Below are 26,378 nucleotides of genomic sequence, written 5' to 3'. Positions count from 1 at the left end.
CCCGAACGACGTCACTTTGTCCCAAAAAACACGGGCACATCGAAAGTTATTGGGATACCATCCCAAAATGACATCCAAACTAGACACAATTGATCACAAGATTCTATCGATCCTGCAAAAAGATACGATGTGTTCGGTCGATACCATTTCCGAACAGGTTGCCCTATCGCGCAATGCGTGTTGGCGCCGGATCAAAGCGATGGAAGCCAATGGCGTTATCCGTGCGCGGGTGGCACTGCTGGACGCCAGCAAAATCGGTTGCCCATTGACCGCATTAGTCCTGATCCGCACCGACCACCACTCGGATGCGTGGCGCCGTGATTTCGCAGTCGCCGTCGCCGCACTGCCCGAAATCACAACCGCCCAGCGCATGACCGGTGATCTTGATTACGTCCTAACCGTTCGCCTAGCTGATGTTGCGGCCTATGATCACTTCTATAAACGGCTGACCTCACGAATTTCTGTATCGGATATCTCTGCCAGTTTCGTTATGGAAGATATCAAGGACACCACGGCGTTGCCGCTTTGACAGGAAGACCCGCACATGGACGACAAAATCATCACATCCGCCGAAGCGCTGGAGGCCACGGCAATTCCCGATGTCCACGAAGTCCACACGGACCCCGACAAATGCGCGCCTGACCCGGTAGAAATTCCAGCGTCCTCCGAGCCCAAAAGCCCCGCGCGTTGGGCCTATGAGCGCCTGATCGTCTACATCCAAAACTTCGAAAAGACATTGGACAACGAACACGAGGTCGCCATGGGATTTGCAGGCGACAGCTCTGGCGTCGTGCGGATTGAAGGCATGGGATATTACGATCCAGACATCATCACTTTTTACGGCTCTGATCCCGCGGGAACCAAGACGCAATTGGTGCAACACGTCACCCAATTGTCCGTAATGCTGCGCGCTTTGCCAAAGCAGGTCGAACAGGCCGAACCCAACCGTATTGGGTTCCGTCTGGCCGCAGACCTTGATGCAGGCGATGCGACGTCCTGACGGGGCTGACAAGTCCAAATGAATCGGTTAAGTCGGACCAAAGCGAACAAAGGAATTTAATATGTCAGATCACAAGCACGGCGAAATGGACATCGAAGTTCAAGAGAAAACATTCGACGGCTTCATGAGCATGGTCACCAAAGGATCGATCTTGATCATCCTTCTCCTGATTTTCATCGCGCTGGTTAACGGCTGACCAGATGATGCGGCGCCGTAGTTTTGTGTTGTCAGCGCCTTTAGTGCTTGCTGGATGTGGCCGCGGTGTGACCCGTGAAGAAATCCTTGCACCTCAATCTGCTATCGATCGTGTGGCCTACGTTCACCCGGGCCCCAAACGTTTGACGCTGCTGACAATGAAGAACGTAGGCTCTAATAACGGCGCGCATTCGGGACTGATGATCAATGCCAGCCAGCGTATCCTTTGGGATCCCGCGGGTACGTTCGGTCATAGTTCGATTCCCGAACGCAATGACGTTCATTTCGGCATCACGCCACGGATCGCAGAGTTCTACATCTCTTTCCACTCGAGAGAGACCTACTACACCCTTATTCAAGAAATTGACGTCACACCCGAGGTCGCTGAAATGGCGATGAACCTCGCGATTGCGAACGGCCCAACACCCAAAGCCGCCTGCACCACGCACACAACACGGATGCTAAGGCAGTTGCCGGGCTTTGGTCACATCCGTCAATCGTATTTCCCGAACAATCTGTCCGATCAGTTTGCGGAACTCCCAGGCGTGCGTTCGCGCGAGCATCGTGAAAACGACTCCGACGACAAATCAGTTGCAGCAGCTCAGATCGATGCCGCACTCAGCGCGGATCAGTAAGCCCCCATAATCGCTATCATCGCAAACAATGTGCCGCCCCCCGCAAGGATGGCAGCAATAACGTTGCGCGTCAGCAACCCAACGCCGAACGTCACCAATGCCGCGCTCAAACGGGCCGGATCAATCTCTCCGTTTGTCGCCGAGGGCCACAGTACCAGTGGGGCCACCAAACCAGGTAAGACCGCTACGGCGGTGTACCGCAGATGCCGCAATACCCATTCTGGCAAATCTCTTCCGCCAATCAGGCCGAGAAACGAGAACCGGATCAGATAGGTTCCGACGCCGAGTATTAAAATAATGGCCCAGATGTATCCCGCGCTCATGCTTTGGCCCGCCGTTCTGTCCAAAGCTCAACTTGCGCACCGATCACCATTGCAAGAACCGCCGCAACCAATAGCCCAAGGTTGAACGGCAACCCAGCCAGAACCAGCGCCACAACAATCGATGTGACCGCCGCCACCATGTGCGCCAGCGTGCGCATCATCGGTGCAATAATCGCGAGAAAACAGATCGGCACCGCGAAATCCAAAGCCATCCAGTCCGGAATGCCATCGCCAAGCCAAATGCCCAAACCCGTTGCCACAATCCAAAGCGGGCAAACTGGGGTCACCGCTCCAAAGAAGAACGCAATGCGATCCGGCAGTATCATCTGTGGTTCGTCTTCGTATTTGTTGATCGAAATAGCGTAGCTTTGATCAACATTCACATAGGCAATCAAAGCGCGCTTCCACAAAGGAGCGTCACCAAGCCATAACGACAGTGACGCCGAATACATTGCCATCCGTAAATTCACGGCAAGTGCCGTTGCGATCACGATCGCCATTGGCGCGTTGTCCACCATCAACTGAAGCGCGGCAAACTGCGCAGCCCCAGCAAATACGACTGACGAGAACGCCATCGTTTGCAGACTGGTGAACCCAGCTTCGGTTGCGACAACGCCAAACAAAAGCCCGAACGGCATCACCACCAAGACAAACGGCACACCCGCGCGAAAGCCCGTCCAATAGTATGATTTCTGGGTCGCCTCGGCCATGTGCCTGCCTTACAGTTCGTGTATCACCGCCATAGCCTTGGCCAAGATGAGTTACAACAAGAGGCCGCAAATGCACGCGAAGATCGCCCATGATTGAACCCTTAGCTCTGATCCTAGCAGGAGGACGCTCAACCCGGATGGACGGCGCATCAAAGGCTGATCTGACCCTCGGTGGCGAACGACTGATAGATCGGTGTGTCGACAGGCTATTGCCACAGGTGCGCGATATTGCAGTGAATACGAACGAGCCCATCCTCGGCAACTGGACGATCCTGCCAGACACAATGTCCGGCCACCTTGGCCCACTTGCGGGTATCCTCGCGGGGTTGGAATGGGCAACCAAGCAAAACGCCAGCCATATCGTTAGCGTGGCCGTCGACACCCCATTCTTTCCATGTGATCTGGTGCCTCACCTTTTGATGGCTGCCGATGACCATTCTGACGGCCTGACCATTGCTATGACACCCGATGGCGAACACGGCACCTTTGGACTGTGGCCCGTGTCCCTTATTGACCCTCTCTCAGCTTTTCTGGCGTCGGGTGGCCGCAAGGTCCGCACCTTCACGCAGGGCCAAAACGCGGCGCTTGCACCGTTCCCTGACACCACGCCGCCTGCCTTCTTCAACATCAATACGCCCGACGATCTGACACAGGCCCAATCATGGGTCTGAACGTGCAAATCTCAGCGGGGTTTAGCGACGATGAACGCCCTGAGATCAGCGCAATGTACTGGGCGGCCTTCGGCCAAAAGCTCGGCCACGTTATGGGACCGAAGAAACGGGCGCTCGCCTTTATCGAAGACCTGCTCGACCCCAGCCACGCAATTTGCGCCCGCGACCAAGGCGGCGCATTGCTGGGTGTCGTGGGGTTTAAGACCGCCAAAGGTGCTTTGGTTGATGGCACGTGGGCAGATATGACCCGTCATTATGGTTGGATCGGCAGCACATGGCGCACGGCCCTTTTGGTCCTGTTAGAACGAGACACCGAGAACCAACGTTTCCTTATGGACGGCGTCTTTGTCGCCAGTCACGCACAGGGCAAAGGTGTCGGCACAGCGCTGCTCGATGCAATCAGCAATGAGGCCGTCCGACGTGGCTATAAAGAACTGCGACTAGACGTCGTTGATAAAAACCCGCGAGCGCGGGCGCTATATGAACGCAAAGGGTTTATTGCTGGCGATGTTCACCACCTTGGGCCCTTGCGTCATATTTTCGGGTTTTCATCGGCGACAACGATGGTTCGCCAGCTCAGCGCCTAGTCGAATGCGCCTGTCACGCGACCAAACAACATGAACGCGCGGCTTGTGCGTGTTTCGGCAAGTGCCGCAATGTCTTCGTCACTGGCCTCTGCCTCAAATGCCAAAAGCATCTGATCGAATTTACGCAAAAAATGGTGCGCCGCGTCGCGGAAAATTGCGTCTTCCCGCATCCGGCCCGCCGTCAAAGCCAAGGATGATCTGTCGCGAATGCCACCCAAAGCCGCAACTGTCTTGCCGCGTTCACCGTGGGCGAACCGACGCCAGATTTCAGGACGTGCCCGATCAGGGCGCAAATCATCCATGTAAATTCCGTCTTGGCTCAGCAGCGTCAGCACATCTTGGCTGGCTTGGATCAACTGCTTGGCGGTCCGATCTTTCAGGGCGCGACGCAACGCTGCAAACCCGACCTCATCGCCCTCGGTGTCAGGAAAGTTCAACGCACGCACTAAGTCAGGCCGTGTAATGGGTGGCGCGATGTCTTCGGCGGTCGTGCCCAGCGCAAGGCTTGGCTGGTCGTCACGCGTGGCGACTGCGGCACCAGCCCGTGGCGGTGTTGCGACAGCAGAGGGGCGAGACGTCGCGAAAGTCGCCAAAGTCGTTTCGGTCTTCTGGGTCGCGCGCGCGATCTCATTGAGTTTCTTTTCAACGGTCGGTTCGATCCCAGCGCCCCGCGCTTGTCGATCCGCCACATAGGTTTGTCGCATCCCGTCAATCGCCGCCTGCAATCGCTGGCTTTCATCGCGCACAATCCGTGCCGACCGCGCGGCCATCGCCGCAATCCAGACCATCGCTATCGGAAGAAAGATCGCCATCAGCGTCATCACGAACCGCAAGGAATCAACAGTTTCCGCACTGGCGGTCTCATCGCTGCTGGGCAAAACGAGGAAGAAAATCGCGACCCCGACAAGCCAGATAAGGCTTACAACAATCGCAATTACTTCGATAGCAGTCACGCGCACCCCATCATTGCGCACACCCGCGCGCAACGGAACGTCTGCTGTGTTTTGGCTTTCCGGCATCGTTAAGGAGCCTTATTTAAAGACGATTTCCAAAATCTCGTAGGACTTCACACCACCTGGCGTACGCACTTCAACACTGTCGCCATCTTCTTTGCCAATCAGTGCCCGCGCAATGGGTGATTTCATATTCAGCTTACCATTTTCGATGTCAGCTTCATACTCACCAACAATCTGGTAGGTCTTTTCTTCGTCGGTATCTTCGTCCACCAAAGTGACATGGGCACCAAATTTCACCGCACCGCTCAGCTTTGAGGGATCAATGACATCCGCCAAGGAAATCGCACCCTCAAGCTCTTTTACGCGCCCTTCGATAAACGACTGTTTTTCCTTCGCAGAGTGATACTCAGCGTTCTCGGACAAATCACCATGTTCGCGAGCCTCGGAAATGGCGCGAATAATAGCAGGGCGTTCAACAGACTTCAGGTGCTTCAATTCAGCATCCAGCTTGTCAAATCCAGCCCGTGTCAGCGGTATCTTTTCCATTTCGGCGTGTCCGTTGGTCAATTTCTCAAGTGTGCATGCATAACCCGCCCCACCCCACGGCCTCAAGGGGCATCAACACCCACTCGGCCTTTATTTGCAGACGTTACGTTTCCGTCGCTGTCACGCAACTTTATGTCGCGGCGAGATTGCTGCACCTGCATCCATAAGGTATGCAGTTCTAGAACAATTACGCGCTTATAGCAGGGAGGCCCGATATGGCCGAGATCGAACGTGAATCCATGGAATACGACGTTGTTATCGTTGGCGCGGGGCCCGCTGGCCTGTCCGCCGCGATCCGTCTGAAGCAACTCGATTCGGATTTGAACGTCGTCGTCCTCGAAAAGGGCTCCGAAGTGGGCGCGCATATTCTGTCTGGTGCGGTCTTGGACCCATGCGGCTTGGATAAGTTGATCCCTGATTGGAAAGCCAAAGGCGCGCCTTTGAACACGCCTGTCACACACGACAATTTCTACCTGCTTGGCGAAGCCGGAAAAGTTCGGATCCCGAATTTCCCGATGCCGCCGCTGATGAACAATCACGGCAACTACATCGTTTCCATGGGTAACGTTTGCCGCTGGATGGCCGAACAAGCCGAAGCCCTCGGCGTTGAAATCTTCCCCGGCATGGCCTGTTCCGAACTGGTTTACGGCGACAATGGCGAAGTCAAAGGCGTCGTTGCAGGCGTCTTCGGCCTAGAGGCAGACGGCACAATCGGGCCTGACACAGAGCCGGGCATGGAACTTCACGGCAAATACGTGTTCCTTTCTGAGGGCGTTCGCGGATCGTTGTCCAAAGAGGTTATCACGAAATACGACCTCGCAGCCGACAGTGAACCGCAGAAATACGGTCTCGGCATGAAAGAGATTTGGGAGATCGACCCAGCCAAGCACAAGGAAGGCACCGTTACGCACACAAGCGGCTGGCCCTTGGGCAGCAATGCAGGCGGCGGGTCATTCATCTACCACCTCGAAAACAATCAGGTTTACGTCGGCTTTGTGGTTCACCTGAACTACAAGAACCCGCACCTGTTCCCTTACATGGAATTCCAGCGGTTCAAGCATCACCCGATGGTTGCGGACCTGTTAGAAGGCGGAAAACGCGTCGCTTACGGCGCCCGCGCCATCACCGAAGGCGGCTATCAGTCCATGCCCAAAATGACCGCTCCGGGCGTTGCGCTGCTGGGCTGTTCTGTCGGTATGGTCAACGTGCCACGCATCAAGGGCAACCATAACGCCATGCTGTCAGGCATGGCCGCTGCCGAAGCGGCGCATGCCGCGATTGGTGCGGGTCGCGCATCCGATGAGCTGACGGAATACGAAACAGAAGTCCGCGAAGGAGCGATTGCCAAAGACCTCAAGAAAGTGCGCAACGTGAAACCGATGTGGTCTCGCTGGGGCATGGTTGCTTCGCTGCTTGGCGGCGGTTTGGACATGTGGACCAATACGTTCGGTTTCTCACTGTTTGGCACGCTCAAGCACGGAAAATCTGATGCGGAGTCGACTGAGAAAGCCGTAAAGCACCAGCCAATCGACTACCCGAAACCAGATGGCAAACTCAGCTTTGACCGCCTGACCAACGTGGCGTTCAGCTTTACAAACCACGAAGAAAGCCAGCCCGCGCACCTGAAGTTGACGGACGACACCATACCGACAGGCGTGAACTTCCCCGACTTTGCCGGCCCATCAGCGCGCTACTGCCCTGCTGGGGTTTACGAATTTGTCGGTGACGGCGCGGACCGCAAGTTCCAGATCAATTTCCAGAACTGCGTGCATTGCAAAACCTGTGACATCAAGGACCCGAGCCAGAACATCACTTGGACGGTTCCTCAGGGTGGCGACGGGCCAAATTACCCGAACATGTAAGCGCCACAGCCATAACTTCCTATGCAACAGGGTCCCAACTGGGGCCCTGTTTGCGTTTGCAGGCGCAATAACTCGCCCAATAGCCGAATTGTCATTTGCCCCAAGGAATCAGCCCCCGTAGGTTGTATGCATACGAAAGACTGGAGTCCGCCTTGAGTAATAGCCTAACAAACGCCTTTCGATTGTCCGCAGCCCTTGCGACGCTAACCTTTGCCTTACCTGCGACGGCAGAAATCGACTCGGGCGCCTACCTTGCCGCCCGTCAGGCTGGAATTGACGCCGATTACGTCAAAGCCTCTGACTACTTTCACAGCGCCCTGCTCGCGGACCCGAACAACCTAACACTCATGGAGCAATCCATCACGGCCTACCTTGGCACAGGCAAAGGCGAATCCGCCGCTGCGATTGCGCGCCCCTTCATCGCGGCAGGTGGCGAAAGCCAAGTCGCCAACATCGCAATCATGGCGCAAGCGGCTCGCACTGAAAATTGGGACGCGCTGTTCGACCTTCTCGAAGCCGGTCACGAAGTCGGTCCCCTAATGGACGGGCTATCGCAAGCATGGGCGTTCTTAGGGCAAGGCGATCAAACTCGCGCTATGACGGCCTTTGATGACGTCATCATCACCACCGGCCTTCGCGCGTTCGGCTACCAGCACAAAGCCATCGCCCTTGAACTGGTTGGCGATCTTGCCGCCGCCGATGCGATCTATTCCCTGCCACCCAACGAGGGCCTGCCACCATCGCGCACTTCGGTCATTGCACACCTGCGGGTCCTGTGTGCCATGGGCGAATTTGAACGCGCCGACGACATCCTGACACGGGCCTTTAACGGCGCCCCAGACGACGAAGTCACCTCACTGCGTACGGCCATTGACACTCAATCGCCCTCAACTCTTGCGTCCCCGGTAACGACAGCTGGCGATGGCATCGCATTTGCCTTTGGCGGATTGTCCGAAGTCCTTCAGGGCGAAGCAAACGAAAGCTACCTGCTGCTGTTCGCACAGGCCGCACGCTATATCTCGCCCCAAAACGCGGAAGCGCAGCTCGCTGCGGCACGCCTATTGAATACTTTGGGCCAATACGATGCCGCCGCGCTGACCTTTGCGCAGGTTTCAACCAACGACCCTGCATTTCACAGCGCCGAAGTCGGCCGCGCCGAATCTTTGCGTCTTGCGGGCAAGTTTGATCAAGCCATCGAAGTCCTGACCCAGCTTACGCGCAGTCATCCCGACCTCCCCCTGCCTCACGCGTCTTTGGGCGATATCTATCGACAGCAGGAACAGTATGCCCAAGCCAAAGCGGCCTATACGGATGCCATCGAAGGCTACGACAGCGACGCTCCTATTCAATGGTGGCTGCATTATTCGCGCGGCATGACCAACGAAAGGCTGGACCTGTGGCCCGAAGCCGAAACCGACTTTCGCGAGGCCCTGTCCCGCAATCCCGACAATCCTGCGGTCTTGAACTACCTTGGCTATTCATTGGTCGATCGCGGAATTACGGAAAGCTATGATGAAGCGTTGCAGATGATCGAAAAGGCCGCCGCAGCACGCCCCGACAGCGGCGCGATCATCGACAGTCTTGCGTGGGTTTATTACAAACTGGGCCGCTATCAAGAGGCCGTCGGGCCGATGGAACGTGCCGCTGAACTGGTTCCCAACGATCCGATCCTCAGTGACCATTTGGGCGATGTCTACTGGATGGTGGGTCGTGAGATCGAAGCCCGCTTTCAATGGCGGCGCGCTCTATCATTTGAACCCGAAGAAGCCGAGGCAGACCGCATTCGCCGCAAGCTTTTGATCGGGTTAGACGCCGTCTATGCCGAAGATGGCGAAACACCTGCCCCCGCCGTAGAAATGGCCAATGACAACTAAGACTGTCCGCCAAGCGGCCCCTGCCAAAATCAACCTGACCCTGCATGTCACTGGACAGCGGGATGATGGCTATCACCTGCTCGATTCATTGGTGATGTTCACCGCGCTAGGGGATGTGGTGACGGTCACCCAATCTAACCGACTTACCCTCTCGATTGACGGGCCGTTCGGTGCCGACCTCTCTGCGAATGATGACAACCTCGTTCTTCGGGCGGCACGGGCCTTTGGACTGGATCGCGGAGCAGCCATCACGCTGACCAAGAACCTCCCGCTTGCGTCGGGTATTGGCGGCGGATCAGCGGATGCTGCTGCAACATTGTTCGCGCTGTCGCACCTTTGGGAAACGCCGCTGCCTGATTGGGACACCATCATGTCGCTTGGGGCCGATGTCGGGGTGTGCATGTCTACCGAACTGACGCGCATGTCCGGCATCGGCGACACAGTCACGCTCATCGGGCCAACGCCGCCGCTTTATATTTTGTTGGTGAACCCGCGGGTCGAGGTCCCCACACCTTCCGTGTTCAAGGCGCTACCTCATAAATCCAACGCGCCAATGCCCAATGACATGCCAAACTCATTTGATGCGGGATGGCTGGACTGGCTGACGGATCAACGCAATGATTTGCAAGCGCCCGCTATTCAAACCGCCCCCGTCATCGCCGATGTTCTAAAAATCTTGGCGTCGCAAGACGGCTGCCGACTCGCCCGTATGTCTGGGTCGGGCGCTACATGTTTTGCGATCTTCAAAGACGCGGCTAGCTGCCTAGCCGCCGCAAAGGCGTTATCAGCTGTCCAACGCGATTGGTGGGTTCAGGCCACGACGCAAGCGTCTACCTGACCCGCGCAACCACGTAATCAGCCAATTCCAGCAGCATACCTTTGATTTCGTGATCCGGCAGATCGGCCAACGCCGCTTTTGCCGTATCCATCCAAGCCAACGCCTCAACGCGGGTTGTTTCAAGCGTCCCATGTTTCGCCAAAAGCTCCAACGCGGTTTCAAGGTCGCCGTCTTCTTGGCGGCCCTTTTCGATTGTCCGCACCCAAAATGCGCGTTCCTCAGCGTCCGCCAAGGCGACGGCCTTAATCACGGGCAACGTCAGTTTGCGTTCGCGGAAATCATCGCCGATATTCTTACCCGTGGCATCTGTGCCCGCGTAATCCAACAGATCATCAACAATCTGAAATCCAACGCCCAGCGCATCACCGTAATCATAAAGCGCCTTAACCGTGGCCGCGTCTTTGCCCGCGATAACACCGCCGACTTCCATTGCGGCAGAAAACAACGCTGCCGTTTTTCCGCGCACGACCTGCAAGTAAATGTCTTCGCTCGTCGCCAAATCGCTCGCGGCCGTCAGTTGCAACACTTCGCCCTCTGCAATCGTTGCCGCAGCGTTGGACAAAATACGCAGCACGTCCAACGAACCCGTTTCCGTCATCAACTGAAAAGACCGCGCAAACAGGTAATCGCCAACCAAAACCGACGATGTATTGTCCCACAACAGGTTCGCAGTCGGCCGCCCACGTCGCTGCGCGCTTTCATCCACAACGTCGTCATGCAGCAAAGTCGCCGTGTGAATAAACTCAACCGTCGCCGCCAAATGCACGTGATAAGGGCCGTCGTATCCACACATCTTTGCAGCGGCCAAAGTCAGCATCGGGCGCAGACGTTTCCCGCCTGCTTCAACCAAATGCGCAGTCACCTCAGGGATACGGGGCGCATGTTCGGATGCCATCCGCGCACGGATCAAATCGTTCACGGCAGCCATTTCATCGCTCAGCGCCTCAGCCAAACGTTCATGGGGTTTTGTTGCAGCGTGGTCCAAGCTCATCACAGCTCCGTCAATTACTCGACAAAGGGCGACAATGCGCCTTAAGTCAGGGGTATGAAAGAACTTCTACGCACCAATGACATGACTGTCATCGCTTTTGCCAAAGCCCTTCTTCAGGGCGAGGATATAGAGGTGTTCGAGTTGGACGTAAACATGAGCATCCTTGACGGGTCGTTGGGCATTTTGCCACGCCGCCTCATGGTCCGACGCGAAGACCACTTCATCGCAACCTCAGTGATGAAGGCCAACAACATTGATTTGGGACAATGAACAGCGACGCCGACACCACACATGACGCCTTCCTAGGGGGGCTTTTGATGTTGGAACAACCGGCCAAGGGGTATCGCGCTGGCGTTGATCCGGTGCTTATGGCCTCGGCAGTACAGGCGCAGGCAGGGCAGTCGGTTCTGGAACTCGGTTGTGGGGCTGGGGCCGCCATCTTGTGTTTGGCGACACGGGTCGCAGGGCTGCATCTTCACGCGGTTGAGGTTCAGGCCCGCTATGCCGACCTTTGCCGCGCCAATGCTGCCGCCAATGGCTTTGATGCGCAAATCTGGACGGCAGATGTGGGCGCTCTTCCCCACGACCTGACAGCGCTGACATTTGATCATGTCATCGCCAATCCGCCCTATCTTGATCGCAAATCAGGCAAGCATAGTGAACTCATAGACAGAGACATTGCCTTTGGCGGCGATACGGACACAAAGATCTGGATCGAAACGGCCACCCGCCGCCTGAAACCCAAAGGCTGGCTAACACTGATCCACAAAGCAGATCGCCTGCCTGAACTCATGCGCGCGATGGATGACAGGCTTGGATCCCTCAGCGTGATCCCGATTACGGGTCGCGAGGGCCGCCCCGCCGACCGCATCATCGTGCACGCGCGCAAAGGGGGGCGAACCCCGTTCAAACTCCATGCGCCTGTGTCTTTGCATGTCGGCCCCGCGCACCTGACAGACGGCGAAGATTACCGCCCCGAAATCGCCGCGATTCTGCGAACCGGCGCGGCGTTCCCCTTCGCCGATTAATAATTTCGCAATCTTTTCACGATCTTCTCAATTCACTGGCAGATTGCTGCTCTGCGGCGTGACAGATGTGTGAAACTGTGGTCATCTTGAAAGACCACAAATTGATGTTAGGAGGATCTATATAATGAGCTTGTCGTCCCACCTCGAGGAACTCAAGAAAAAGCACGAAACCCTTTCAGATGCCGTGGAAAAGGCACAGCGGAGCCCCGGTTCCGATGACCTAGAGGTATCCCGCCTTAAGAAAGAAAAACTCCATCTCAAAGAAGAGATCACGCGACTTACTCCCGCATAATCGCTTCTTGGTGCTGGCGGTGTCCGCCAGCGCCTGCACCGACCGGTTATATCTGAACAGGGACCAGATCGCGCGCGCCTTCAAACGCTTTAGAACTTTGAATTTCATCTTTGATCCACGATCGAAACGCCGCCACATGGGGGCGTTTTTCTGTTCCCAGAGGGCACACGAACCGAAAATGCGCCGGCGGAACAAGACCAAGGCGAAACGGCGCGACCAACTGGCCCCGTTCTAGCGCCCGTGTCGCGAGCGAAACCCGCCCAAGAACAACGCCGACCCCCGACAACGCGGCATCCAACGCATGGTCTGCTTGACTGAATCGAACCCCTGCCCCCGTCGCGTCTGTCACACCGGCTGCTTTGAACCACCCCGACCAGTTCGATGTGTCCTTCAGGAACGCTAGGGAATCATCGTGGATCAGGGGCGCATGGCTGAGTTTTTCTGGCGTGTCGTAGGTATCGGCCAATTCCGGGGTCATCATCGGCGTCATCCATTCCCGAACCAACGGCTCTGAATAAACACCTTCATCCTTGCCCAATCCAAACCGGATCGCGACATCCACTTCATCGCGCTCAAAATCCATCAACCGCAGTGATGCCGAAAACCGCAGCTCAATCTCCGGATGGCGCTCTGCAAACTCAAACAGGCGTGGCGCCAACCACTTTGACGTAAACGCAGGCCCCGCAGTCACCGTCAATACGTTGTTATTTATAGATCTTTGAGCGTTTCGCCACGCAGCAGAAATCGCTGCAAAGCCATCACTGACCCCCGGCGCAAGTGCTCTGCCGGCCTCGGTCAACTCAACCGCACGGTTCAAACGGTGGAACACCGGCTCCCCGAGATGTTGTTCAAGCGATTTGATTTGAAACGACAACGCAGCTGGCGTGACATTCAATTCCGCCGCGGCCTGCGCGAACGACAAGTGCCGCGCGGCGGCTTCAAACGCGCGCAAGGCGGTCAACGGAGGGAGGCGATCAGACATTTCACATAAGTATAACTTAACTGAACCCCTGTGAAGTCTCGTTTGTCAGGACACTCACAAAAGGTCACCTTAGGTACAGAAAAAGAAACACCACCCAAAGGAACCCGCCATGTTTGAAGCCACGACAAATGCCCGCACCCGCGACGCCATCCGCACCGCACACGCCGAACGCGGCGCCATCTTGCGCCTTTTGTTTCGTCGCAAATAGAACGCTCCGGCAGGCTTAGGTCAACGACCCGTCCAGCCGAACGAACGGGCCATTCCTTCTGGAATGGCCCACCCGGCCTGCCCTGCGCTCAGCGCAATGCGGGAATGCGAGATCGTCGGTTTTTACCGCACACCAAAGGCACTACCTTTCAATCAAGGGAGCGAACAACGCACCAAAGGATTGAAAATATGTACAAAGAACTAAGCCAAAAAGAGATTGACGAAATCGTAACACGCGCTCGTGTTGAACGTGCTGGTGCTTTTGGCCGTATGATTTCTGGTATCTTCGGCCGCTAATTGCACCGAAGACCACAATGCAAAAAGGGCGGGGATAATCCCCGCCCTTTTGTCGTTTCTAGCCTAAGTCTTAGACGAAGAACTGTCCGCCGTTGGCAGAAATAGTAGACCCGTTGATGAAGCCCGCGTCATCAGATGCAAGGAACGCAACACAACGCGCGATTTCTTCAGGCTCGCCCAAACGACCCGCAGGGATCTGGCCGATGATGCTTTCGCGGACCTTTTCAGGAACAGCCATAACCATTTCCGTCCCGATGTAGCCCGGGCACACAGCGTTTGCCGTAATGCCAGCGCGCGCGCCTTCTTGCGCCAAAGATTTTACAATCCCCAGATCGCCAGATTTCGTCGCAGCATAGTTCACCTGAGCGAACTGGCCTTTTTGACCATTGATCGAAGAAATAACGATCACGCGGCCGAATTTGCGTTCACGCATGCCAGGCCAAACAGGGTGCACGGTGTTGAACACGCCCGTCAGGTTGGTGTCGACAACTTCGTTCCACTGCTGTGGTGTCATCTTATGGAACGGCGCATCACGTGTAATGCCCGCGTTAGCGACAACAACGTCAATCGGGCCCAGATCGGCTTCGACTTGCTCAATGCCTGCTTTGGAAGAATCGTAATCCGCCACATTCCATTTGTATGTCTTAATGCCAGTCGCTTCGGTAAACTTGGCAGCGGCTTCATCGTTGCCTGCGTAAGTCGCAGCAACAGTGTAACCTTCAGCCTGTAGTTTCTTAGAAATGGCCTCGCCGATACCGCGCGATCCGCCAGTGACGAGTGCAACACGTCCCATAATGTTCTCCTCCAAGAGATGATTGTTCGGTAATCTAATTACCCCAACGAAAGTGGCGGCGCAATAATATTACGCCGCCAAATAGATTTATTTATGGACGCTCAACACAAAGAGCGACGCCCATGCCGCCACCGATGCACAAAGTCGCAAGACCCTTCTTCGCATCACGACGCTTCATTTCGAACAACAGCGTGTTCAGCACACGACAGCCGGACGCACCAATCGGGTGACCAATGGCGATCGCGCCGCCGTTCACGTTTACGATGGACGGATCCCAACCCATGTCTTTGTTCACAGCACAGGCCTGCGCAGCAAAGGCTTCGTTCGCCTCAACAAGGTCTAGATCATCAACAGACCAACCCGCCTTATCCAACGCCTTGCGGGACGCATAGATTGGGCCAACGCCCATAACAGTCGGGTCAAGACCAGCTGTCGCATAAGATACGATACGGGCCAGTGGCTCGATCCCGCGCTTTTCTGCTTCATCAGAGGACATCAGCAACGTGGCAGCCGCACCGTCGTTCAGGCCGGACGCGTTCGCCGCAGTCACGGTACCATCCTTGGTGAACGCAGGGCGCATTTTCTGCATGGCTTCGATGTTGGCGCCGTGGCGGATGTATTCATCCGCATCAACCACTGTTTCGCCCTTGCGGGTTTTGATGGTGAAGGCCGCGATTTCATCGGCGAACTTACCTGCCTTCTGTGCAGCTTCCGCTTTGTTCTGGGATGCTACCGCGAACTCATCCTGCATCTCGCGGGAAATCTGCCATTTCTCGGCGACGTTCTCGGCTGTTTGACCCATGTGGTAGTTGTTGAACGCATCCCAAAGGCCGTCTTTGATCATCGTATCGATAAGCTTCATGTCGCCCATCTTCTGACCCGCACGGACGTTTTGTGCGTGTGCGGACAAGGACATGTTTTCTTGCCCCCCAGCCGCGACAATAGACGCATCGCCCAGCATGATATGCTGAGCACCAAGCGCAACTGCACGCAGGCCAGACCCACAAACCTGATTGATCCCCCAAGCAGCCGCATCCTGTGACAGGCCTGCGTTGATGTGCGCCTGACGCGCAGGGTTCTGGCCCTGCGCAGCGGTCAGCACCTGACCAAGGATCGTTTCCGAAACTTCAGAAGCATCAATGCCCGCACGCGCGACGACTTCTTTCAAGACGGCAGCGCCAAGGTCATGGGCAGGTGTGTTGGCAAAAGAGCCACCAAAACTGCCCACGGCGGTGCGCGCAGCGGATGCGATAACTACATTGGTCATATGGGAATTTCCTCTCTAGGGTCCGATATTCGGCAAGACCAGAGGACCATGTAGATTACGCCGCCCCCCGCCGCCGTTATCTTTGTAATACGCAATTGGCCGTGCAATCGCAACGGACTTACCCCGCGTCAATTGCCCGCTTTAGCGGTAACGGTTGTACAACGCACACTCAGATCGTGAACTTTGGCACGCCGAAGTGATAGCCCTGAACACAGTCGACACCGATTCCAATCAGGAAATCCGCTTCTTCTTGGGATTCGACACCCTCAGCAACAGCGAACATTTCGAATTGATGAGCTACCGTAATCAACGCCTCTGCGAGGACCTGATTGTCGGGATCCTTGTGAATATTGCGTGTGAAGTGGCTATCAATTTTGACCAAGTCAAAAAAGAAATCCTTGAGGTGTCGAAATGCCGTCAAACCCGCTCCGAAATTGTCCAATGCAAATGCAAGCCCGTGGGGCTGCATTTCTTCCATGAACCGGATCACAACCTCGGGCAATTGCATTGCACTATCTTCACTGATCTCAAAAATCAGGCGGTCTGCATGGCCCGCCAAACTTCCGAGTTCTTGATCCAAAACCCGCCGCCACGCCGCGTCCCCCAACGACCGAGCCGACACATTAACCGAAAGCCGAATGTCAGGGTGATACTTGAGCAAGCCAAATGCCAACCGCAAACTCGCCGTATCAATATCACGCCCGAGGACGGTTTCTTCGATCTGGCCCATGAATTGGCCCGCAGGAATGATCCGGCCAGTTTCATCCATCACACGGATCAAACACTCATGGAACGCAATGCGGTAATTGTCATGGGCGGTACAAACAGGTTGCAAGGCCAGCCGGCAATTGTCCGTCGCCAAGGCTTCCCGAACCATGGACAAGACGTCTTTATCCCGCACGCTGACCGCATACTCCAACGGATCGCGCGGTGTTTGGTCGTCCCATGCCTTATTGGCCGCTCTCATACCCATGACGCATCCCCTTTGCCGCCAAATTGCACGCCAAGCTTTAAGGGCTGGTAAAGGTCCCAAGTTTGAATTCAATTGGAGACACTTAAAAAGGAAAACCCAAATGTCTGAACGCTGCGGCTGGACCGGTCTCGAACCCATCTATGTGGATTATCACGACACGGAATGGGGTGTGCCGGAATGGGACAGCCGCGCGCTCTGGGAAAAGCTTATCCTCGACGGGTTCCAAGCAGGGCTCAGCTGGATCACTATCCTAAAGAAACGCGAAAACTTCCGCGCCGCCTTTGAGGGGTTCGACCCCGCCACAATCGCCACATGGGGCGAAGACGACGTGCTGCGCTTGCTACAAAATGAGGGCATCATTCGCCACCGCGGCAAAATCCAAGCCACCATCACCAACGCGCAGGCCTACCTCAAGATCGATGACTTTTCGGCCTATTGCTGGGGCTGGGTCGGCGGCACACCGCTGCAAACCAATTTCAAAACACAAGCAGACGTCCCGCCTTCCACCGACCTGTCCCTCGCCTTTTCCAAGGACCTCAAGAAACGTGGGTTTAAATTCTGCGGCCCGACGATCGTTTATGCATGGATGGAAGCCTGCGGCCTCGTCAACGACCACCTAACCACCTGCCCGCAACACGGCCCGTGTAAGGCACTCGCGTCACCACCGCTTTAGCGCATCCTCATCATCATCCTTGGACGCAACCCATTCGGCCCCATCCTCGGTGACTTCTTTCTTCCAGAACGGAGCACGGGATTTCAGATAATCCATCAGGAACTCGGCCGCCTCAAAGGCGTGCTTGCGATGGCGCGATGCCGTCGCCACCATCATGATAACTTCGCCTGCTTCAAGACGCCCATATCGATGAATGACCAAGGCATCCGCCAAGTTCCAACGCGCCATCGCATCGTCGCGGATCTTGCCCAGCGCCTTTTCAGTCATGACGGGGTAGTGTTCGATCTCCATCACCGACAACCCGCCAGACACGTCACGCACCAGTCCGGTGAAACTCACTACAGCGCCCGCCCCCGCAACGCGGTCGGAAAAGCTGTTCAGTTCAGCCCCCGCATCAAACGGTATGTCCTGAACGCGGATCATCCGCCTGTCATCGGCGGGAAAAACGCCACTTCACGCACCCCTGCAAGAGGCGCATCAAACTCGGCCAACTCCTGATCCAACGCCACGCGTAATGCACTGGTGTCAGCAAACGCCGCCTCATACCGCTCTTCTCGTGCACGCAGTTCGGCGACCAGATCATTCACCGTCACAGCCGACGTCTCTACGTCTTCACGCGGCACTCCAATGCGTTCCCGCACCCATGCAAAATACAAAACCTGCATCAATCTTCCTTTAGATGTGGCGCCGCTTTGCGAAGATAGTCTGCACCCGTGATTAAGGTCAAAACCATCGCAGCCCAAAGCAGAATAATACCGGCCCACCATGAATAGGTCATGCCATTCAACTTCCAGATCACGCCACCCTCATCGGGAATTTCGCCCGACCGAATGCCGTCAAACGTGGCCTGATCCATGCCCTCGATCGCCATATTGAAATAAGTCTCAAACGCGCCCGTTGAAAACAAAACAGCGATTGCCGTCATCTGTGCAGCGGTCTTCCACTTGGCCAACTGCGTCACTTTCAAAGTGCCGGCTGTATCGCCCAAGAACTCTCGCAAACCAGACACAAACGTCTCTCGAAACATGATCAAAGTCGCGGGCAACAAAATCCAAGGATCCATGCCAGAAAACCCGCAGATCACCAGCAAAGCAATCACAACCATCGCCTTATCGGCAATCGGATCCAACATCGCGCCAAATTTGGTTTGCTGGTTCCACGCGCGCGCCAGATAGCCATCAACCCAGTCGGTCGTCGCCGCCACAACAAACAGGATCAATGCATACCAATCGGCCCAAGGCCGCGCGAAATACAAAAACATGATCGCAACCCCGGGGGCTGCAAGAAGACGCAACAGCGTCAGGATATTAGGGATATTCCAAGTCATACCCCTATCTAGTCCGTTTCAATAGGGCGCACCACACCTTGCCTTTGTTTCTTAAATACCTCGGGGGGCCCGAAGGGCGGGGCAGAGCCCCACCGGATCGGATTTGCAAAGCAAATTCGAATTAACCCATTGTTAATAAATGAAAACCTTATCCGTGGATAAGCTCAACCCTTCTCATTGAAATAGCCGTAAATCGTATCGGCCATCGCATCTGAAATCCCGTCAACGGCCTTCAGGTCGGCCAAGGCCGCCCGCCCGACCGCTTTGGCCGACCCAAAGTGCTGCAACAAAGCGCGCTTGCGGGTCGCCCCGACGCCGGGCACGTCGTCCAGCGGCGTTGCTCCAATGGCCTTAGCGCGTTTGGCACGGTGTGTGCCTATCGCAAAGCGGTGCGCCTCGTCGCGCAGCCGTTGGATGAAGTACAAGACAGGGTCATTGCGAGGCAAAGCCATCACTGGTTTGCCGGTGCGGTAGAACTCCTCCTTACCGTGGTCACGATCCACGCCCTTTGCGACCCCAACCATCGGCACATCGCCGACCCCAAGATCCGTCATAATCTCGCGCACAGCGCTCACCTGCCCTGCGCCGCCATCAATCAGCAACAACCCGGGCCATGTGCCAAGCTGGCGATCAGGGTCTTCTTTCAACAGCCGCTTGAACCGCCGCGTCAGGACCTCTTTCATCATGCCAAAGTCATCGCCGGGGGTCAGCTCATCGCCTTTGATATTGAATTTACGGTACTGGTTCTTATCGAACCCTTCCGGCCCCGCAACAATCATTGCTCCAACGGCGAACGCCCCTTGGATGTGTGAGTTATCGTAGACTTCGACACGTTGCGGCGCGGCGTCCAGATCAAAGGCCTCCTTCAGCCCGCGCAACAAACGGCCCTGCGTGGCGGTCTCTGACATCTTGCGGCCCAGACTTTCGCGGGCGTTTCGGGCGGCCCCTTGGACAAGTTCCGCCTTCTCACCACGTTGCGGCACGATGACTTCAACCTTGCGTCCCGCTTTCTCGCTTAGGGCTTCGGTCACCAAATCTTCGTCATCTAGTCCGTGAGACAACAACAACAGACGTGGTGGTTCGCGATCCCCATAGAACTGGCCGACAAAGGCCTGCATGACCTCGCTCGCATCTTCATCGCCACTGACCCGCGGGTAATAATCCTTATTGCCCCAGTTCTGGTTGGCGCGAATGAAAAACACCTGAACGCAGGCTTGCCCGCCATCCCGGTGCAAGGCGATGACATCGGCTTCGTTCGTGTTCTGCGGATTGATCCCCTGTGATGTCTGCACCTGCGTCAATGCCTTGATCCGGTCCCGCAATGCGGCGGCCCGTTCAAACTCCATCTCCTCGGAAGCCTTGTTCATCCGAGCTGCCAAACTCGCCTGCATCTCGGTCGACTTGCCTGACAAGAACCTCTCCGCATCCTTCACCAATTGTTTGTAGTCGTCATGGCTGACCTTACCGACACAGGGCGCCGCGCAGCGTTTGATCTGGTATTGCAGGCAAGGCCGCGTGCGGCTTTCGTATTCACTGTCACTGCAATTGCGCAACAAGAACGCCCGTTGAAGCGTGTTCAGAGTGCGGTTCACGGCGCCTGCACTGGCGAAAGGGCCGTAATAGTTGCCCTTTTTCTTCTTCGCACCGCGATGCTTTTCGATACGTGGAAAGTCATGGTCGCCCGAGATAAGGATATTCGGGAACGACTTATCATCACGCAGCAGCACATTGTATTTCGGCTTGAGCTGCTTGATCAGGTTTTGCTCAAGCAGCAGCGCTTCGGTTTCTGTCTGGGTAGTCAGAAACATCATCAACGCCGTGTGCGAAATCATCGTCGCAATCCGCGCCGAATGCCCCGCCGGCCGCGCGTAATTACTGACACGGTTCTTCAAGTTTCGCGCCTTACCGACGTAAAGCACACGGCTTTCGGAATCGAGCATCCGGTACACGCCAGGTGATCCGTCTAAGGTGCGGAGGTACCCTTGAATGACCTCATGGCCGGTGGAATCTGAATTCATGGCCCTAACCTATGATTCTATCGTGCCGCTGCAATGGCTAAGACAGTCCTGCAAGCGCTAACATACCCACTGTTTCTGTGGGTAACTTCGTGGACAAATCCTGAGCAGGTGCAATTTTTCGTTGAAAAATGGGGAGTTCATCGAACTGCCTAAAAAATAGGCGCTCATCTAAGTTATTGAAATTTAATGAAAGAAATACGCCCATTTAGCAAGCAGTTGAAAACATTAAGGAAAAGTAAACGATTTATGACGAACTGGTATGCAAGTGCACAAGTTGCCGCAACCTTAAGGTGTTGAAGGTCTCAAACCACTGGAACCAAGCCAAGCCCGATCTAATAGCACAGGCCAATGCGGTCCCTACAACACGACAAAAACATAGGTCGCATAGAGAACCGTCAACAAGACCCCCCAAACGCGGGTCAGATCCTGTTTGAGAAACACAAATGGTATGAGCAGCAGGGAAGCGCCCAGCATAACCCACAGATCGAAGCCCAAGAACTGTTGTTCGACGGGAATGTCGCCAACCAAAGACGCGACCCCCATGATCCCTAGCAGGTTGAACATATTGGACCCGATAACACTGCCAAGGACGACGTCAGCTTGTTTGCGCAACGCCGCCATTACGGTTGTCGCAAGCTCAGGCAGGGACGTACCGATTGCCACCAATGTCAGACCAATAACCGTTTCACTGATCCCGTAGTCGCGAGCGATATTGGATGCTCCATCCACGAGAAGGCTCGCTCCCAGTGGCAAACCTATCAGGCCGAGCACCAGAAAGAGAATGATCTTGCCCCATGGCAAATCAGGGTCCGCGCCCTCAAGGTCATCAACGTCGTCTTCATCCGCGCCCGCCTTACGGTGCGCGTTCGCCGCGCGTGCGGCGTGGATCAGCATCGCAGCCAATGCGGCAAGCAGGATCAAACCTGAAATCCAGTCAAATTTACCGCGAAACGCCAGAACGATAAACAACAGTGTGCCGCCTAGCATTTGCAGGTAGCTGATCCGCGTATCGCATTCGCTGGTATGCATCACAGCCAGCATGGCCGGAATGCCGAGCACCAGCAGAACGTTCGCGGTGTTCGACCCGACAACGTTCCCCATCGCCAATCCAGGAACCCCGTCCCAGATCGCCTGCACAGAAATCAAAAGCTCGGGAGCGGAGGTCCCGAAGGCGACAATCGTCAAAGACACGATCAGCGCGGGAACGCCAAGGCGCAGCGACATGTTCACCGCCCCTTTTACAAGACTGTCGCCCGCCAAAAGAAGCAGAACCAACCCGATTACAACAGCGACCCAATCCATCATTGGGCCTTGGGGCAACATCAGCCAGTCTGGCATTACTTACGCCCCTTACAATCGCAGGATTTTCCGAAAGTGAATTTGCCACAGGATTTGCAACGCGCATCCGCCAACCGTTTTGCACCCGGCACCGTAAGTTTACCAAACATCGCAAGCACACCCATGCCGACCAAAAACAAAGAAACTATCTTAAATATCATTCAAAGCCCAAACCGCGCATAGGCTGCACGTTCTTCGATCCCTGCGACGGCATCATCAACAATTTGCACGCCCAAACGCCCAAGGAACGGCTTTTTCTTTCCGAAACGGCGGAACGTCACCTTATCGCCGAAGCGGTCCTTCATCACGGGCACAAGGTGGCCGATCTTATCGGCGAGTCCCACGTCGATGGATTTTGCACCCACCCAAATCTCACCCGTAAACAGGTCTTGGTCGGCCAGTTTACGACCGCGACGGCTGGTAACCTGATCTTTGAAGTAGTCGTGCATGTCGTCGAGCAGCCCTTTGAGCCGCTTCACGTCCGCAGGCTTTTCGGCTTGGAACGGGTCGAGCATGCTTTTGGATTTTCCGGCGGTGTAAACACGGCGTTCTGCGCCGAGTTTATCAAGTGTCCCAGTGAGCCCGAAGCCCGCCGAAATCACGCCAATAGACCCAACGATAGATCCGCGGTCGACGAAAATCTCGTCCGCTGCCGTGGCCAGCCAATACCCGCCAGATGCAGCGACATCTTCAACGAAGGCCACAACGGGTATGTCTTTTTCATCCGCCAACCGACGAATACGCGCTGCAATAAGCGATGATTGCACGGGGCTACCCCCGGGCGAGCTGATCTCAAGCGCGACGGCCGCAGGTTTGCTGCGGAATGCTTTGTCGATGACATCAGCAAGGCCGCGATCAGACAATCCGCGCCCACTCGTTCCAATCGCACCTTGCAGGCGAATGACGGCGACATGGGGCGGCGTTTTGAGGAAAGGGATCCAGCGTTTCATAAGTCACCATTTAGTGCCCAGCGCGACTGGAAACAAGCCCAGCCCTATTGCCGGATGCGCCAACCCGTGCGGAATATCCACGCGATGACGCCAACACAGATCGCCGTGAACAAACCGATAGCAAACAAGCTGAGGCCGATCGGCACGTCCGCCGTGTCAAAGAACGCCCAGCGAAAGCCCGAGATCAGGTAGACCACGGGGTTAAACATGGTGATACTCTGCCAAATCGGCGGAAGCATTGAGACCGAATAAAACGACCCACCAAGAAAGACCAAAGGCGTGATGATCAGCAGGGGGATCAGCTGCAACTGTTCGAAATTCCCCGCCCAAATGCCGATAATAAACCCAAGCAGGCTGAACGATAGACAGGTAAGCACAAGGAACGCCAGCATCGCAATCGGATGCGCGATGTGCAGATCAACGAACAAAAACGACGTCGCTAGTATCACAAGCCCAATGAACAACGCCTTGGTCGCGGCGGCCCCAACGTAGCCGATCGTGATTTCTAGGAAATTCACAGGGGCAGACAACAGCTCGTAGATCGTGCCGATAAATTTGGGGAAATAAATGCCGAAGCTGGCGTTGCTGGTCGCTTGTGTCATTACGGACAACATGATCAGCCCCGGAACGATGAAGGCCCCATAATCGACGCCTTCGACTTCTTGGATGCGCGACCCGATGGCTGTGCCGAACACGACAAAGTAAAGCGACGTAGAAATCACAGGACTGATAAAGCTTTGCATTAGCGTGCGGAAAAATCGCGCCATCTCGAAGATGTAGATAGATCTGATTGCTTGCAGGTTCATGGCGCGCCTTCCTTTTCAGCCACGAGGGACACGAAAATCTCTTCAAGGGAGCTTTGGCGTGTTTGCAGGTCGGTCATTTTCAGGCCGGCTTTCTGCAGATCGGCCAGCAGGCTGGTGATGCCCGTGCGCTCTGTCTTTGTGTCATAGGAATAGAGCAGGCCTTCGCCCTCAACTGTAAGATCGTATTCCGACAGCGACGCAGGCACGTCGTTCACAGGTTCGGCGAGGTCGATCTTCAGCGTTTTCTGCCCCATGCGGGTCATCAGATCGTCCTTGTTTTCCACCAGCAAGATTTCACCCTTGGCGATGACCCCGATCCGGTCGGCGATAGCCTCTGCTTCTTCGATGTAGTGGGTGGTGAGAATGATTGTCACGCCGTCGGCCTTTAGTTTGGCAACAACGTCCCACATGTCTTTGCGCAATTCGACGTCCACACCTGCGGTCGGTTCATCCAGAAACAACACGCGCGGTTCGTGTGAAAGGGCCTTGGCGATCAAAACACGGCGCTTCATGCCGCCCGACAACATCATAACTTTGGCGTCCTTCTTGTCCCACAAAGAAAGGGATTTCAGGACTTTTTCCAAATGGGCATCATCAGGCGCTTTACCGAACAAACCGCGCGAAAACCGCACGGTGTTCATCACTTTTTCAAAGGGCTCAAGATTGATTTCCTGCGGCACAAGCCCGACCAAATTACGGGCGGCGCGAAAGTCAGTCACATTGTCATGGCCGCCAATGGAAACCGTTCCATCTGTGGCCCGTGTGATGCCGCAGATTGTCGAAATGAGTGTGGTTTTTCCAGCGCCATTGGGGCCAAGAAGCGCGATAATCTCGCCTTTCTTGATATCCAGATCAACGGACTTCAGTGCTTCAAACCCACCATCATATCGCTTGGTGAGCCCGCGAACTTCTACAATATTAGTCATCGGCGGCCTCCTTTTGCGGGCACCCTAGTCGGGCGCTTGCAAAAGGGAAAGCGCCGCAACTATCGCAGAGCGTTTAGAACGTCGCGAGTGGCTTGCCCTGTTACGGTCAGCCCCTGCCGACGCTGGAAATCCGAAATCGCCGCTTCGGTACGCGCCCCAATGACGCCATCGATTGTTCCGATGTCATAGCCACGTTCAGAGAGCCGCGTTTGAAGCGCGATACGGTCCGCAGCTGTCAATCCATTCGCATCGGGTGGGAATGATCCTTGCAACGGACCCGCGCCACCAAGGCGATCAGACAAGTGGCCCACGCCCAAGGCATAAAGGTCGGAATTGTTGTAGGTCTTCAGCACGTTGAAGTTACGGGTCACCGTGAACCGCACGCCCCCCGCCTGTGGCTGGATGGTGCTGCCAGACAGGTTTGACGTCCCCGCCTCAGCGCCCCAAGGCACGCCACTGCGCCATCCGTTACGGGACAAATAGCTTGCCGTAGATGCCAGTGCATCGGCAGGATCATCCGACCAAATATCGCGCCGACCGTCGTCGTTAAAATCAACGGCAAACGATTGATAAGACGTCGGGATGAATTGTGTATGGCCCATGGCCCCCGCCCATGATCCGGTCAATTGGGCTGGCGTCGTGTCACCGCGTTCCAAAATCTTCAGCGCCGCGATCAGTTGGCTTTCGTAAAACGCGCCGCGCCGTCCATCAAAGGCAAGCGTTGCAGTCGAAGAGACCACAGGAATGAGCCCGCGTTTTTCACCGAACGTGGATTCCATCCCCCAAATTGCAGCCACGATCATCGCGGGAACCCCGTAGCGGCGTTCGATTGCGTTAAGGGTGTTGCCATGTCTGGCAATCGCTGCGCGGCCCTTTTCGAGGCGTTCATCAGAAGTCGCAATGGAGAGGTACTCTTCGAGGGTGCGGCGGGTCTGAATCTGATTGCCATCCCGTGCCACGACGCCCGGAATGTAACCAGCATCCGCGAAAGCCGCATCAAAGGTGGCCCCCGAAATGCCGTTCCCCAAGGCCCGAGGCCGGAACGCACGAACCCACGCGCTAAAAGCATCCGTTCGAACTGGGCGCAGATCATCAGGCAAAGATTGTGCGCCCGCAGGCTGCACTGTTGGAACACTTACGCCACAGGCGGCAAGGCCCAGCGCGCCAATTCCACTGATAAAATGACGGCGATCAATACTCATACTCAAAATCCTTTTGATCGGACCCTAAGCCAGTGGGCCGCGAAGGCAAAGTTTCAATATGTGCGTTGTTGTAACGTCAGCGATATTCGGCGCGTCCTATCGAATGATCGC

General features: G+C 55.7%; 31 protein-coding genes. 13 read left to right on the top strand and 18 right to left on the bottom strand.

What is annotated here, in order from left to right:
• The first annotated feature begins 67 nt into the window (after positions 1-67).
• The 4 genes from KO486_RS13150 (at position 68) to KO486_RS13135 (ending at position 1,830) form a co-directional block, all read left to right on the top strand.
• Positions 68-529, top strand: a complete 462-nt coding sequence (locus KO486_RS13150) for an Lrp/AsnC family transcriptional regulator (RefSeq protein ID WP_216037747.1) — start codon at positions 68-70, stop codon at positions 527-529.
• Positions 530-544: 15 nt separating this feature from the next.
• Positions 545-1,000, top strand: coding sequence for a DUF6173 family protein (locus KO486_RS13145; RefSeq protein ID WP_216037746.1), 456 nt, complete (start codon positions 545-547; stop codon positions 998-1,000).
• 61 nt (positions 1,001-1,061) lie between these two features.
• Positions 1,062-1,196 carry an aa3-type cytochrome c oxidase subunit IV gene (locus KO486_RS13140; RefSeq protein WP_216037745.1) on the top strand — a complete coding sequence of 45 codons (135 nt, stop codon included), beginning with the start codon at positions 1,062-1,064 and terminating at the stop codon, positions 1,194-1,196.
• A gap of 4 nt (positions 1,197-1,200) precedes the next feature.
• Positions 1,201-1,830, top strand: coding sequence for a hypothetical protein (locus KO486_RS13135; RefSeq protein ID WP_354667497.1), 630 nt, complete (start codon positions 1,201-1,203; stop codon positions 1,828-1,830).
• On the opposite strand, the gene KO486_RS13130 is transcribed toward KO486_RS13135, so the two are convergent.
• The gene (locus tag KO486_RS13130; RefSeq protein ID WP_216037744.1) at positions 1,824-2,153 is read right to left on the bottom strand and encodes an AzlD domain-containing protein; all 330 of its coding nucleotides are present in this window, start codon (positions 2,151-2,153) and stop codon (positions 1,824-1,826) included. The genes KO486_RS13135 and KO486_RS13130 overlap by 7 nt on opposite strands.
• The gene (locus KO486_RS13125) at positions 2,150-2,863 is read right to left on the bottom strand and encodes an AzlC family ABC transporter permease (RefSeq protein ID WP_216037743.1); all 714 of its coding nucleotides are present in this window, start codon (positions 2,861-2,863) and stop codon (positions 2,150-2,152) included. The genes KO486_RS13130 and KO486_RS13125 overlap by 4 nt, the downstream gene beginning before the upstream one ends.
• An 89-nt stretch (positions 2,864-2,952) precedes the next feature.
• Between KO486_RS13125 and mobA the strand changes: the two genes are divergently transcribed.
• Positions 2,953-3,534, top strand: a complete 582-nt coding sequence (gene mobA, locus KO486_RS13120; protein ID WP_216037742.1) for a molybdenum cofactor guanylyltransferase MobA — start codon at positions 2,953-2,955, stop codon at positions 3,532-3,534.
• A complete protein-coding gene (locus tag KO486_RS13115) occupies positions 3,525-4,121 on the top strand; it encodes a GNAT family N-acetyltransferase (protein ID WP_216037741.1) in 597 nt (198 codons plus the stop codon). Before mobA ends, KO486_RS13115 begins: the two co-directional genes overlap by 10 nt.
• Here KO486_RS13115 and KO486_RS13110 read toward each other — a convergent pair.
• Both KO486_RS13110 and greA read right to left on the bottom strand, forming a co-directional pair.
• On the bottom strand, positions 4,118-5,140 hold the full coding sequence (locus tag KO486_RS13110; protein ID WP_216037740.1) for a hypothetical protein: 1,023 nt from the start codon (positions 5,138-5,140) through the stop codon (positions 4,118-4,120). The two genes, KO486_RS13115 and KO486_RS13110, sit on opposite strands and share 4 nt — an antisense overlap.
• Before the next feature lie 12 nt (positions 5,141-5,152).
• Positions 5,153-5,623, bottom strand: a complete 471-nt coding sequence (gene greA, locus KO486_RS13105) for a transcription elongation factor GreA (protein WP_216037739.1) — start codon at positions 5,621-5,623, stop codon at positions 5,153-5,155.
• A 215-nt stretch (positions 5,624-5,838) separates the two neighbouring features.
• Here greA and KO486_RS13100 point away from each other — a divergent pair, with 215 nt between their 5' ends.
• The 3 genes from KO486_RS13100 to KO486_RS13090 all read left to right on the top strand — a co-directional run bounded on the left by KO486_RS13100 (position 5,839) and on the right by KO486_RS13090 (position 10,197).
• Positions 5,839-7,485: an electron transfer flavoprotein-ubiquinone oxidoreductase gene (locus KO486_RS13100; RefSeq protein WP_216037738.1), complete on the top strand. Its 1,647-nt coding sequence runs from the start codon at positions 5,839-5,841 to the stop codon at positions 7,483-7,485.
• Positions 7,486-7,637: 152 nt separating this feature from the next.
• A complete protein-coding gene (locus tag KO486_RS13095) occupies positions 7,638-9,359 on the top strand; it encodes a tetratricopeptide repeat protein (RefSeq protein ID WP_216037737.1) in 1,722 nt (573 codons plus the stop codon).
• The gene (locus tag KO486_RS13090) at positions 9,349-10,197 is read left to right on the top strand and encodes a 4-(cytidine 5'-diphospho)-2-C-methyl-D-erythritol kinase (RefSeq protein ID WP_216037736.1); all 849 of its coding nucleotides are present in this window, start codon (positions 9,349-9,351) and stop codon (positions 10,195-10,197) included. The genes KO486_RS13095 and KO486_RS13090 overlap by 11 nt, the downstream gene beginning before the upstream one ends.
• On the opposite strand, the gene KO486_RS13085 is transcribed toward KO486_RS13090, so the two are convergent.
• Positions 10,190-11,188 carry a polyprenyl synthetase family protein gene (locus tag KO486_RS13085; RefSeq protein ID WP_216037735.1) on the bottom strand — a complete coding sequence of 333 codons (999 nt, stop codon included), beginning with the start codon at positions 11,186-11,188 and terminating at the stop codon, positions 10,190-10,192. The genes KO486_RS13090 and KO486_RS13085 overlap by 8 nt on opposite strands.
• A gap of 54 nt (positions 11,189-11,242) precedes the next feature.
• On the opposite strand from KO486_RS13085, the gene KO486_RS13080 reads away from it, so the two are divergent.
• The 3 genes from KO486_RS13080 (at position 11,243) to KO486_RS13070 (ending at position 12,508) form a co-directional block, all read left to right on the top strand.
• Positions 11,243-11,458 (top strand): DUF2007 domain-containing protein, encoded by a 216-nt coding sequence (locus KO486_RS13080; protein WP_216037734.1) that lies wholly within the window; start codon positions 11,243-11,245, stop codon positions 11,456-11,458.
• Complete coding sequence (locus KO486_RS13075; RefSeq protein WP_216037733.1) at positions 11,455-12,216, top strand: methyltransferase; 762 nt, start codon at positions 11,455-11,457, stop codon at positions 12,214-12,216. The genes KO486_RS13080 and KO486_RS13075 overlap by 4 nt, the downstream gene beginning before the upstream one ends.
• 124 nt (positions 12,217-12,340) lie before the next feature.
• Complete coding sequence (locus tag KO486_RS13070) at positions 12,341-12,508, top strand: YdcH family protein (RefSeq protein WP_216037732.1); 168 nt, start codon at positions 12,341-12,343, stop codon at positions 12,506-12,508.
• A gap of 46 nt (positions 12,509-12,554) precedes the next feature.
• Here the strand turns inward: KO486_RS13070 and KO486_RS13065 are convergent, their stop codons facing one another.
• The 4 genes from KO486_RS13065 to KO486_RS13050 all read right to left on the bottom strand — a co-directional run bounded on the left by KO486_RS13065 (position 12,555) and on the right by KO486_RS13050 (position 17,027).
• On the bottom strand, positions 12,555-13,490 hold the full coding sequence (locus tag KO486_RS13065) for a transcriptional regulator GcvA (protein ID WP_216037731.1): 936 nt from the start codon (positions 13,488-13,490) through the stop codon (positions 12,555-12,557).
• A gap of 574 nt (positions 13,491-14,064) precedes the next feature.
• Positions 14,065-14,787 carry an acetoacetyl-CoA reductase gene (phbB, locus tag KO486_RS13060; protein WP_216037730.1) on the bottom strand — a complete coding sequence of 241 codons (723 nt, stop codon included), beginning with the start codon at positions 14,785-14,787 and terminating at the stop codon, positions 14,065-14,067.
• A 91-nt stretch (positions 14,788-14,878) separates the two neighbouring features.
• Positions 14,879-16,054: an acetyl-CoA C-acetyltransferase gene (locus KO486_RS13055; protein WP_216037729.1), complete on the bottom strand. Its 1,176-nt coding sequence runs from the start codon at positions 16,052-16,054 to the stop codon at positions 14,879-14,881.
• Positions 16,055-16,223: 169 nt separating this feature from the next.
• Positions 16,224-17,027, bottom strand: coding sequence for an EAL domain-containing protein (locus tag KO486_RS13050; protein ID WP_216037728.1), 804 nt, complete (start codon positions 17,025-17,027; stop codon positions 16,224-16,226).
• 100 nt (positions 17,028-17,127) lie between these two features.
• Here KO486_RS13050 and KO486_RS13045 point away from each other — a divergent pair, with 100 nt between their 5' ends.
• Positions 17,128-17,700 carry a DNA-3-methyladenine glycosylase I gene (locus tag KO486_RS13045; protein WP_216037727.1) on the top strand — a complete coding sequence of 191 codons (573 nt, stop codon included), beginning with the start codon at positions 17,128-17,130 and terminating at the stop codon, positions 17,698-17,700.
• On the opposite strand, the gene KO486_RS13040 is transcribed toward KO486_RS13045, so the two are convergent.
• The 9 genes from KO486_RS13040 to KO486_RS13000 all read right to left on the bottom strand — a co-directional run bounded on the left by KO486_RS13040 (position 17,686) and on the right by KO486_RS13000 (position 26,267).
• Positions 17,686-18,123, bottom strand: a complete 438-nt coding sequence (locus KO486_RS13040) for a molybdenum cofactor biosynthesis protein MoaE (RefSeq protein WP_216037726.1) — start codon at positions 18,121-18,123, stop codon at positions 17,686-17,688. The two genes, KO486_RS13045 and KO486_RS13040, sit on opposite strands and share 15 nt — an antisense overlap.
• Positions 18,120-18,365 carry a molybdopterin converting factor subunit 1 gene (gene moaD / locus KO486_RS13035; protein ID WP_216037725.1) on the bottom strand — a complete coding sequence of 82 codons (246 nt, stop codon included), beginning with the start codon at positions 18,363-18,365 and terminating at the stop codon, positions 18,120-18,122. The genes KO486_RS13040 and moaD overlap by 4 nt, the downstream gene beginning before the upstream one ends.
• Positions 18,365-19,027, bottom strand: coding sequence for a CDP-diacylglycerol--glycerol-3-phosphate 3-phosphatidyltransferase (gene pgsA, locus KO486_RS13030; RefSeq protein WP_216037724.1), 663 nt, complete (start codon positions 19,025-19,027; stop codon positions 18,365-18,367). Before pgsA ends, moaD begins: the two co-directional genes overlap by 1 nt.
• A gap of 164 nt (positions 19,028-19,191) precedes the next feature.
• Entirely contained in the window at positions 19,192-21,045 is a 1,854-nt protein-coding gene (uvrC, locus tag KO486_RS13025) for an excinuclease ABC subunit UvrC (RefSeq protein ID WP_216037723.1), read from the bottom strand.
• A 357-nt stretch (positions 21,046-21,402) separates the two neighbouring features.
• Positions 21,403-22,383 carry a calcium/sodium antiporter gene (locus tag KO486_RS13020; protein WP_252734781.1) on the bottom strand — a complete coding sequence of 327 codons (981 nt, stop codon included), beginning with the start codon at positions 22,381-22,383 and terminating at the stop codon, positions 21,403-21,405.
• Positions 22,384-22,544: 161 nt separating this feature from the next.
• Complete coding sequence (locus KO486_RS13015) at positions 22,545-23,333, bottom strand: S49 family peptidase (protein WP_216037722.1); 789 nt, start codon at positions 23,331-23,333, stop codon at positions 22,545-22,547.
• A gap of 44 nt (positions 23,334-23,377) precedes the next feature.
• On the bottom strand, positions 23,378-24,139 hold the full coding sequence (locus KO486_RS13010) for an ABC transporter permease (protein WP_216037721.1): 762 nt from the start codon (positions 24,137-24,139) through the stop codon (positions 23,378-23,380).
• Complete coding sequence (locus KO486_RS13005; protein WP_216037720.1) at positions 24,136-25,065, bottom strand: ABC transporter ATP-binding protein; 930 nt, start codon at positions 25,063-25,065, stop codon at positions 24,136-24,138. The genes KO486_RS13010 and KO486_RS13005 overlap by 4 nt, the downstream gene beginning before the upstream one ends.
• A gap of 59 nt (positions 25,066-25,124) precedes the next feature.
• Complete coding sequence (locus tag KO486_RS13000) at positions 25,125-26,267, bottom strand: lytic murein transglycosylase (protein ID WP_216037719.1); 1,143 nt, start codon at positions 26,265-26,267, stop codon at positions 25,125-25,127.
• Between the last annotated feature and the right edge of the window lie 111 nt (positions 26,268-26,378).

This window comes from Octadecabacter sp. B2R22, from assembly GCF_018861045.1.
Taxonomy (GTDB): Bacteria; Pseudomonadota; Alphaproteobacteria; order Rhodobacterales; family Rhodobacteraceae; genus Octadecabacter.
This window is presented reverse-complemented; position numbering and strand designations above follow the sequence as displayed.

Bases quoted from the DNA above. Each gene is read 5' to 3' on its own strand.
- KO486_RS13150 (WP_216037747.1), top strand. From the start codon at position 68: ATGACATCCAAACTAGACACAATTGATCACAAGATTCTATCGATCCTG.
- KO486_RS13145 (WP_216037746.1), top strand. From the start codon at position 545: ATGGACGACAAAATCATCACATCCGCCGAAGCGCTGGAGGCCACGGCA.
- KO486_RS13140 (WP_216037745.1), top strand. From the start codon at position 1,062: ATGTCAGATCACAAGCACGGCGAAATGGACATCGAAGTTCAAGAGAAA.
- KO486_RS13135 (WP_354667497.1), top strand. From the start codon at position 1,201: ATGATGCGGCGCCGTAGTTTTGTGTTGTCAGCGCCTTTAGTGCTTGCT.
- KO486_RS13130 (WP_216037744.1), bottom strand. From the start codon at position 2,153: ATGAGCGCGGGATACATCTGGGCCATTATTTTAATACTCGGCGTCGGA.
- KO486_RS13125 (WP_216037743.1), bottom strand. From the start codon at position 2,863: ATGGCCGAGGCGACCCAGAAATCATACTATTGGACGGGCTTTCGCGCG.
- mobA (WP_216037742.1), top strand. From the start codon at position 2,953: ATGATTGAACCCTTAGCTCTGATCCTAGCAGGAGGACGCTCAACCCGG.
- KO486_RS13115 (WP_216037741.1), top strand. From the start codon at position 3,525: ATGGGTCTGAACGTGCAAATCTCAGCGGGGTTTAGCGACGATGAACGC.
- KO486_RS13110 (WP_216037740.1), bottom strand. From the start codon at position 5,140: ATGCCGGAAAGCCAAAACACAGCAGACGTTCCGTTGCGCGCGGGTGTG.
- greA (WP_216037739.1), bottom strand. From the start codon at position 5,623: ATGGAAAAGATACCGCTGACACGGGCTGGATTTGACAAGCTGGATGCT.
- KO486_RS13100 (WP_216037738.1), top strand. From the start codon at position 5,839: ATGGCCGAGATCGAACGTGAATCCATGGAATACGACGTTGTTATCGTT.
- KO486_RS13090 (WP_216037736.1), top strand. From the start codon at position 9,349: ATGACAACTAAGACTGTCCGCCAAGCGGCCCCTGCCAAAATCAACCTG.
- KO486_RS13085 (WP_216037735.1), bottom strand. From the start codon at position 11,188: ATGAGCTTGGACCACGCTGCAACAAAACCCCATGAACGTTTGGCTGAG.
- KO486_RS13080 (WP_216037734.1), top strand. From the start codon at position 11,243: ATGAAAGAACTTCTACGCACCAATGACATGACTGTCATCGCTTTTGCC.
- KO486_RS13075 (WP_216037733.1), top strand. From the start codon at position 11,455: ATGAACAGCGACGCCGACACCACACATGACGCCTTCCTAGGGGGGCTT.
- KO486_RS13070 (WP_216037732.1), top strand. From the start codon at position 12,341: ATGAGCTTGTCGTCCCACCTCGAGGAACTCAAGAAAAAGCACGAAACC.
- KO486_RS13065 (WP_216037731.1), bottom strand. From the start codon at position 13,490: ATGTCTGATCGCCTCCCTCCGTTGACCGCCTTGCGCGCGTTTGAAGCC.
- phbB (WP_216037730.1), bottom strand. From the start codon at position 14,787: ATGGGACGTGTTGCACTCGTCACTGGCGGATCGCGCGGTATCGGCGAG.
- KO486_RS13055 (WP_216037729.1), bottom strand. From the start codon at position 16,054: ATGACCAATGTAGTTATCGCATCCGCTGCGCGCACCGCCGTGGGCAGT.
- KO486_RS13050 (WP_216037728.1), bottom strand. From the start codon at position 17,027: ATGGGTATGAGAGCGGCCAATAAGGCATGGGACGACCAAACACCGCGC.
- KO486_RS13045 (WP_216037727.1), top strand. From the start codon at position 17,128: ATGTCTGAACGCTGCGGCTGGACCGGTCTCGAACCCATCTATGTGGAT.
- KO486_RS13040 (WP_216037726.1), bottom strand. From the start codon at position 18,123: ATGATCCGCGTTCAGGACATACCGTTTGATGCGGGGGCTGAACTGAAC.
- moaD (WP_216037725.1), bottom strand. From the start codon at position 18,365: ATGCAGGTTTTGTATTTTGCATGGGTGCGGGAACGCATTGGAGTGCCG.
- pgsA (WP_216037724.1), bottom strand. From the start codon at position 19,027: ATGACTTGGAATATCCCTAATATCCTGACGCTGTTGCGTCTTCTTGCA.
- uvrC (WP_216037723.1), bottom strand. From the start codon at position 21,045: ATGAATTCAGATTCCACCGGCCATGAGGTCATTCAAGGGTACCTCCGC.
- KO486_RS13020 (WP_252734781.1), bottom strand. From the start codon at position 22,383: ATGCCAGACTGGCTGATGTTGCCCCAAGGCCCAATGATGGATTGGGTC.
- KO486_RS13015 (WP_216037722.1), bottom strand. From the start codon at position 23,333: ATGAAACGCTGGATCCCTTTCCTCAAAACGCCGCCCCATGTCGCCGTC.
- KO486_RS13010 (WP_216037721.1), bottom strand. From the start codon at position 24,139: ATGAACCTGCAAGCAATCAGATCTATCTACATCTTCGAGATGGCGCGA.
- KO486_RS13005 (WP_216037720.1), bottom strand. From the start codon at position 25,065: ATGACTAATATTGTAGAAGTTCGCGGGCTCACCAAGCGATATGATGGT.
- KO486_RS13000 (WP_216037719.1), bottom strand. From the start codon at position 26,267: ATGAGTATTGATCGCCGTCATTTTATCAGTGGAATTGGCGCGCTGGGC.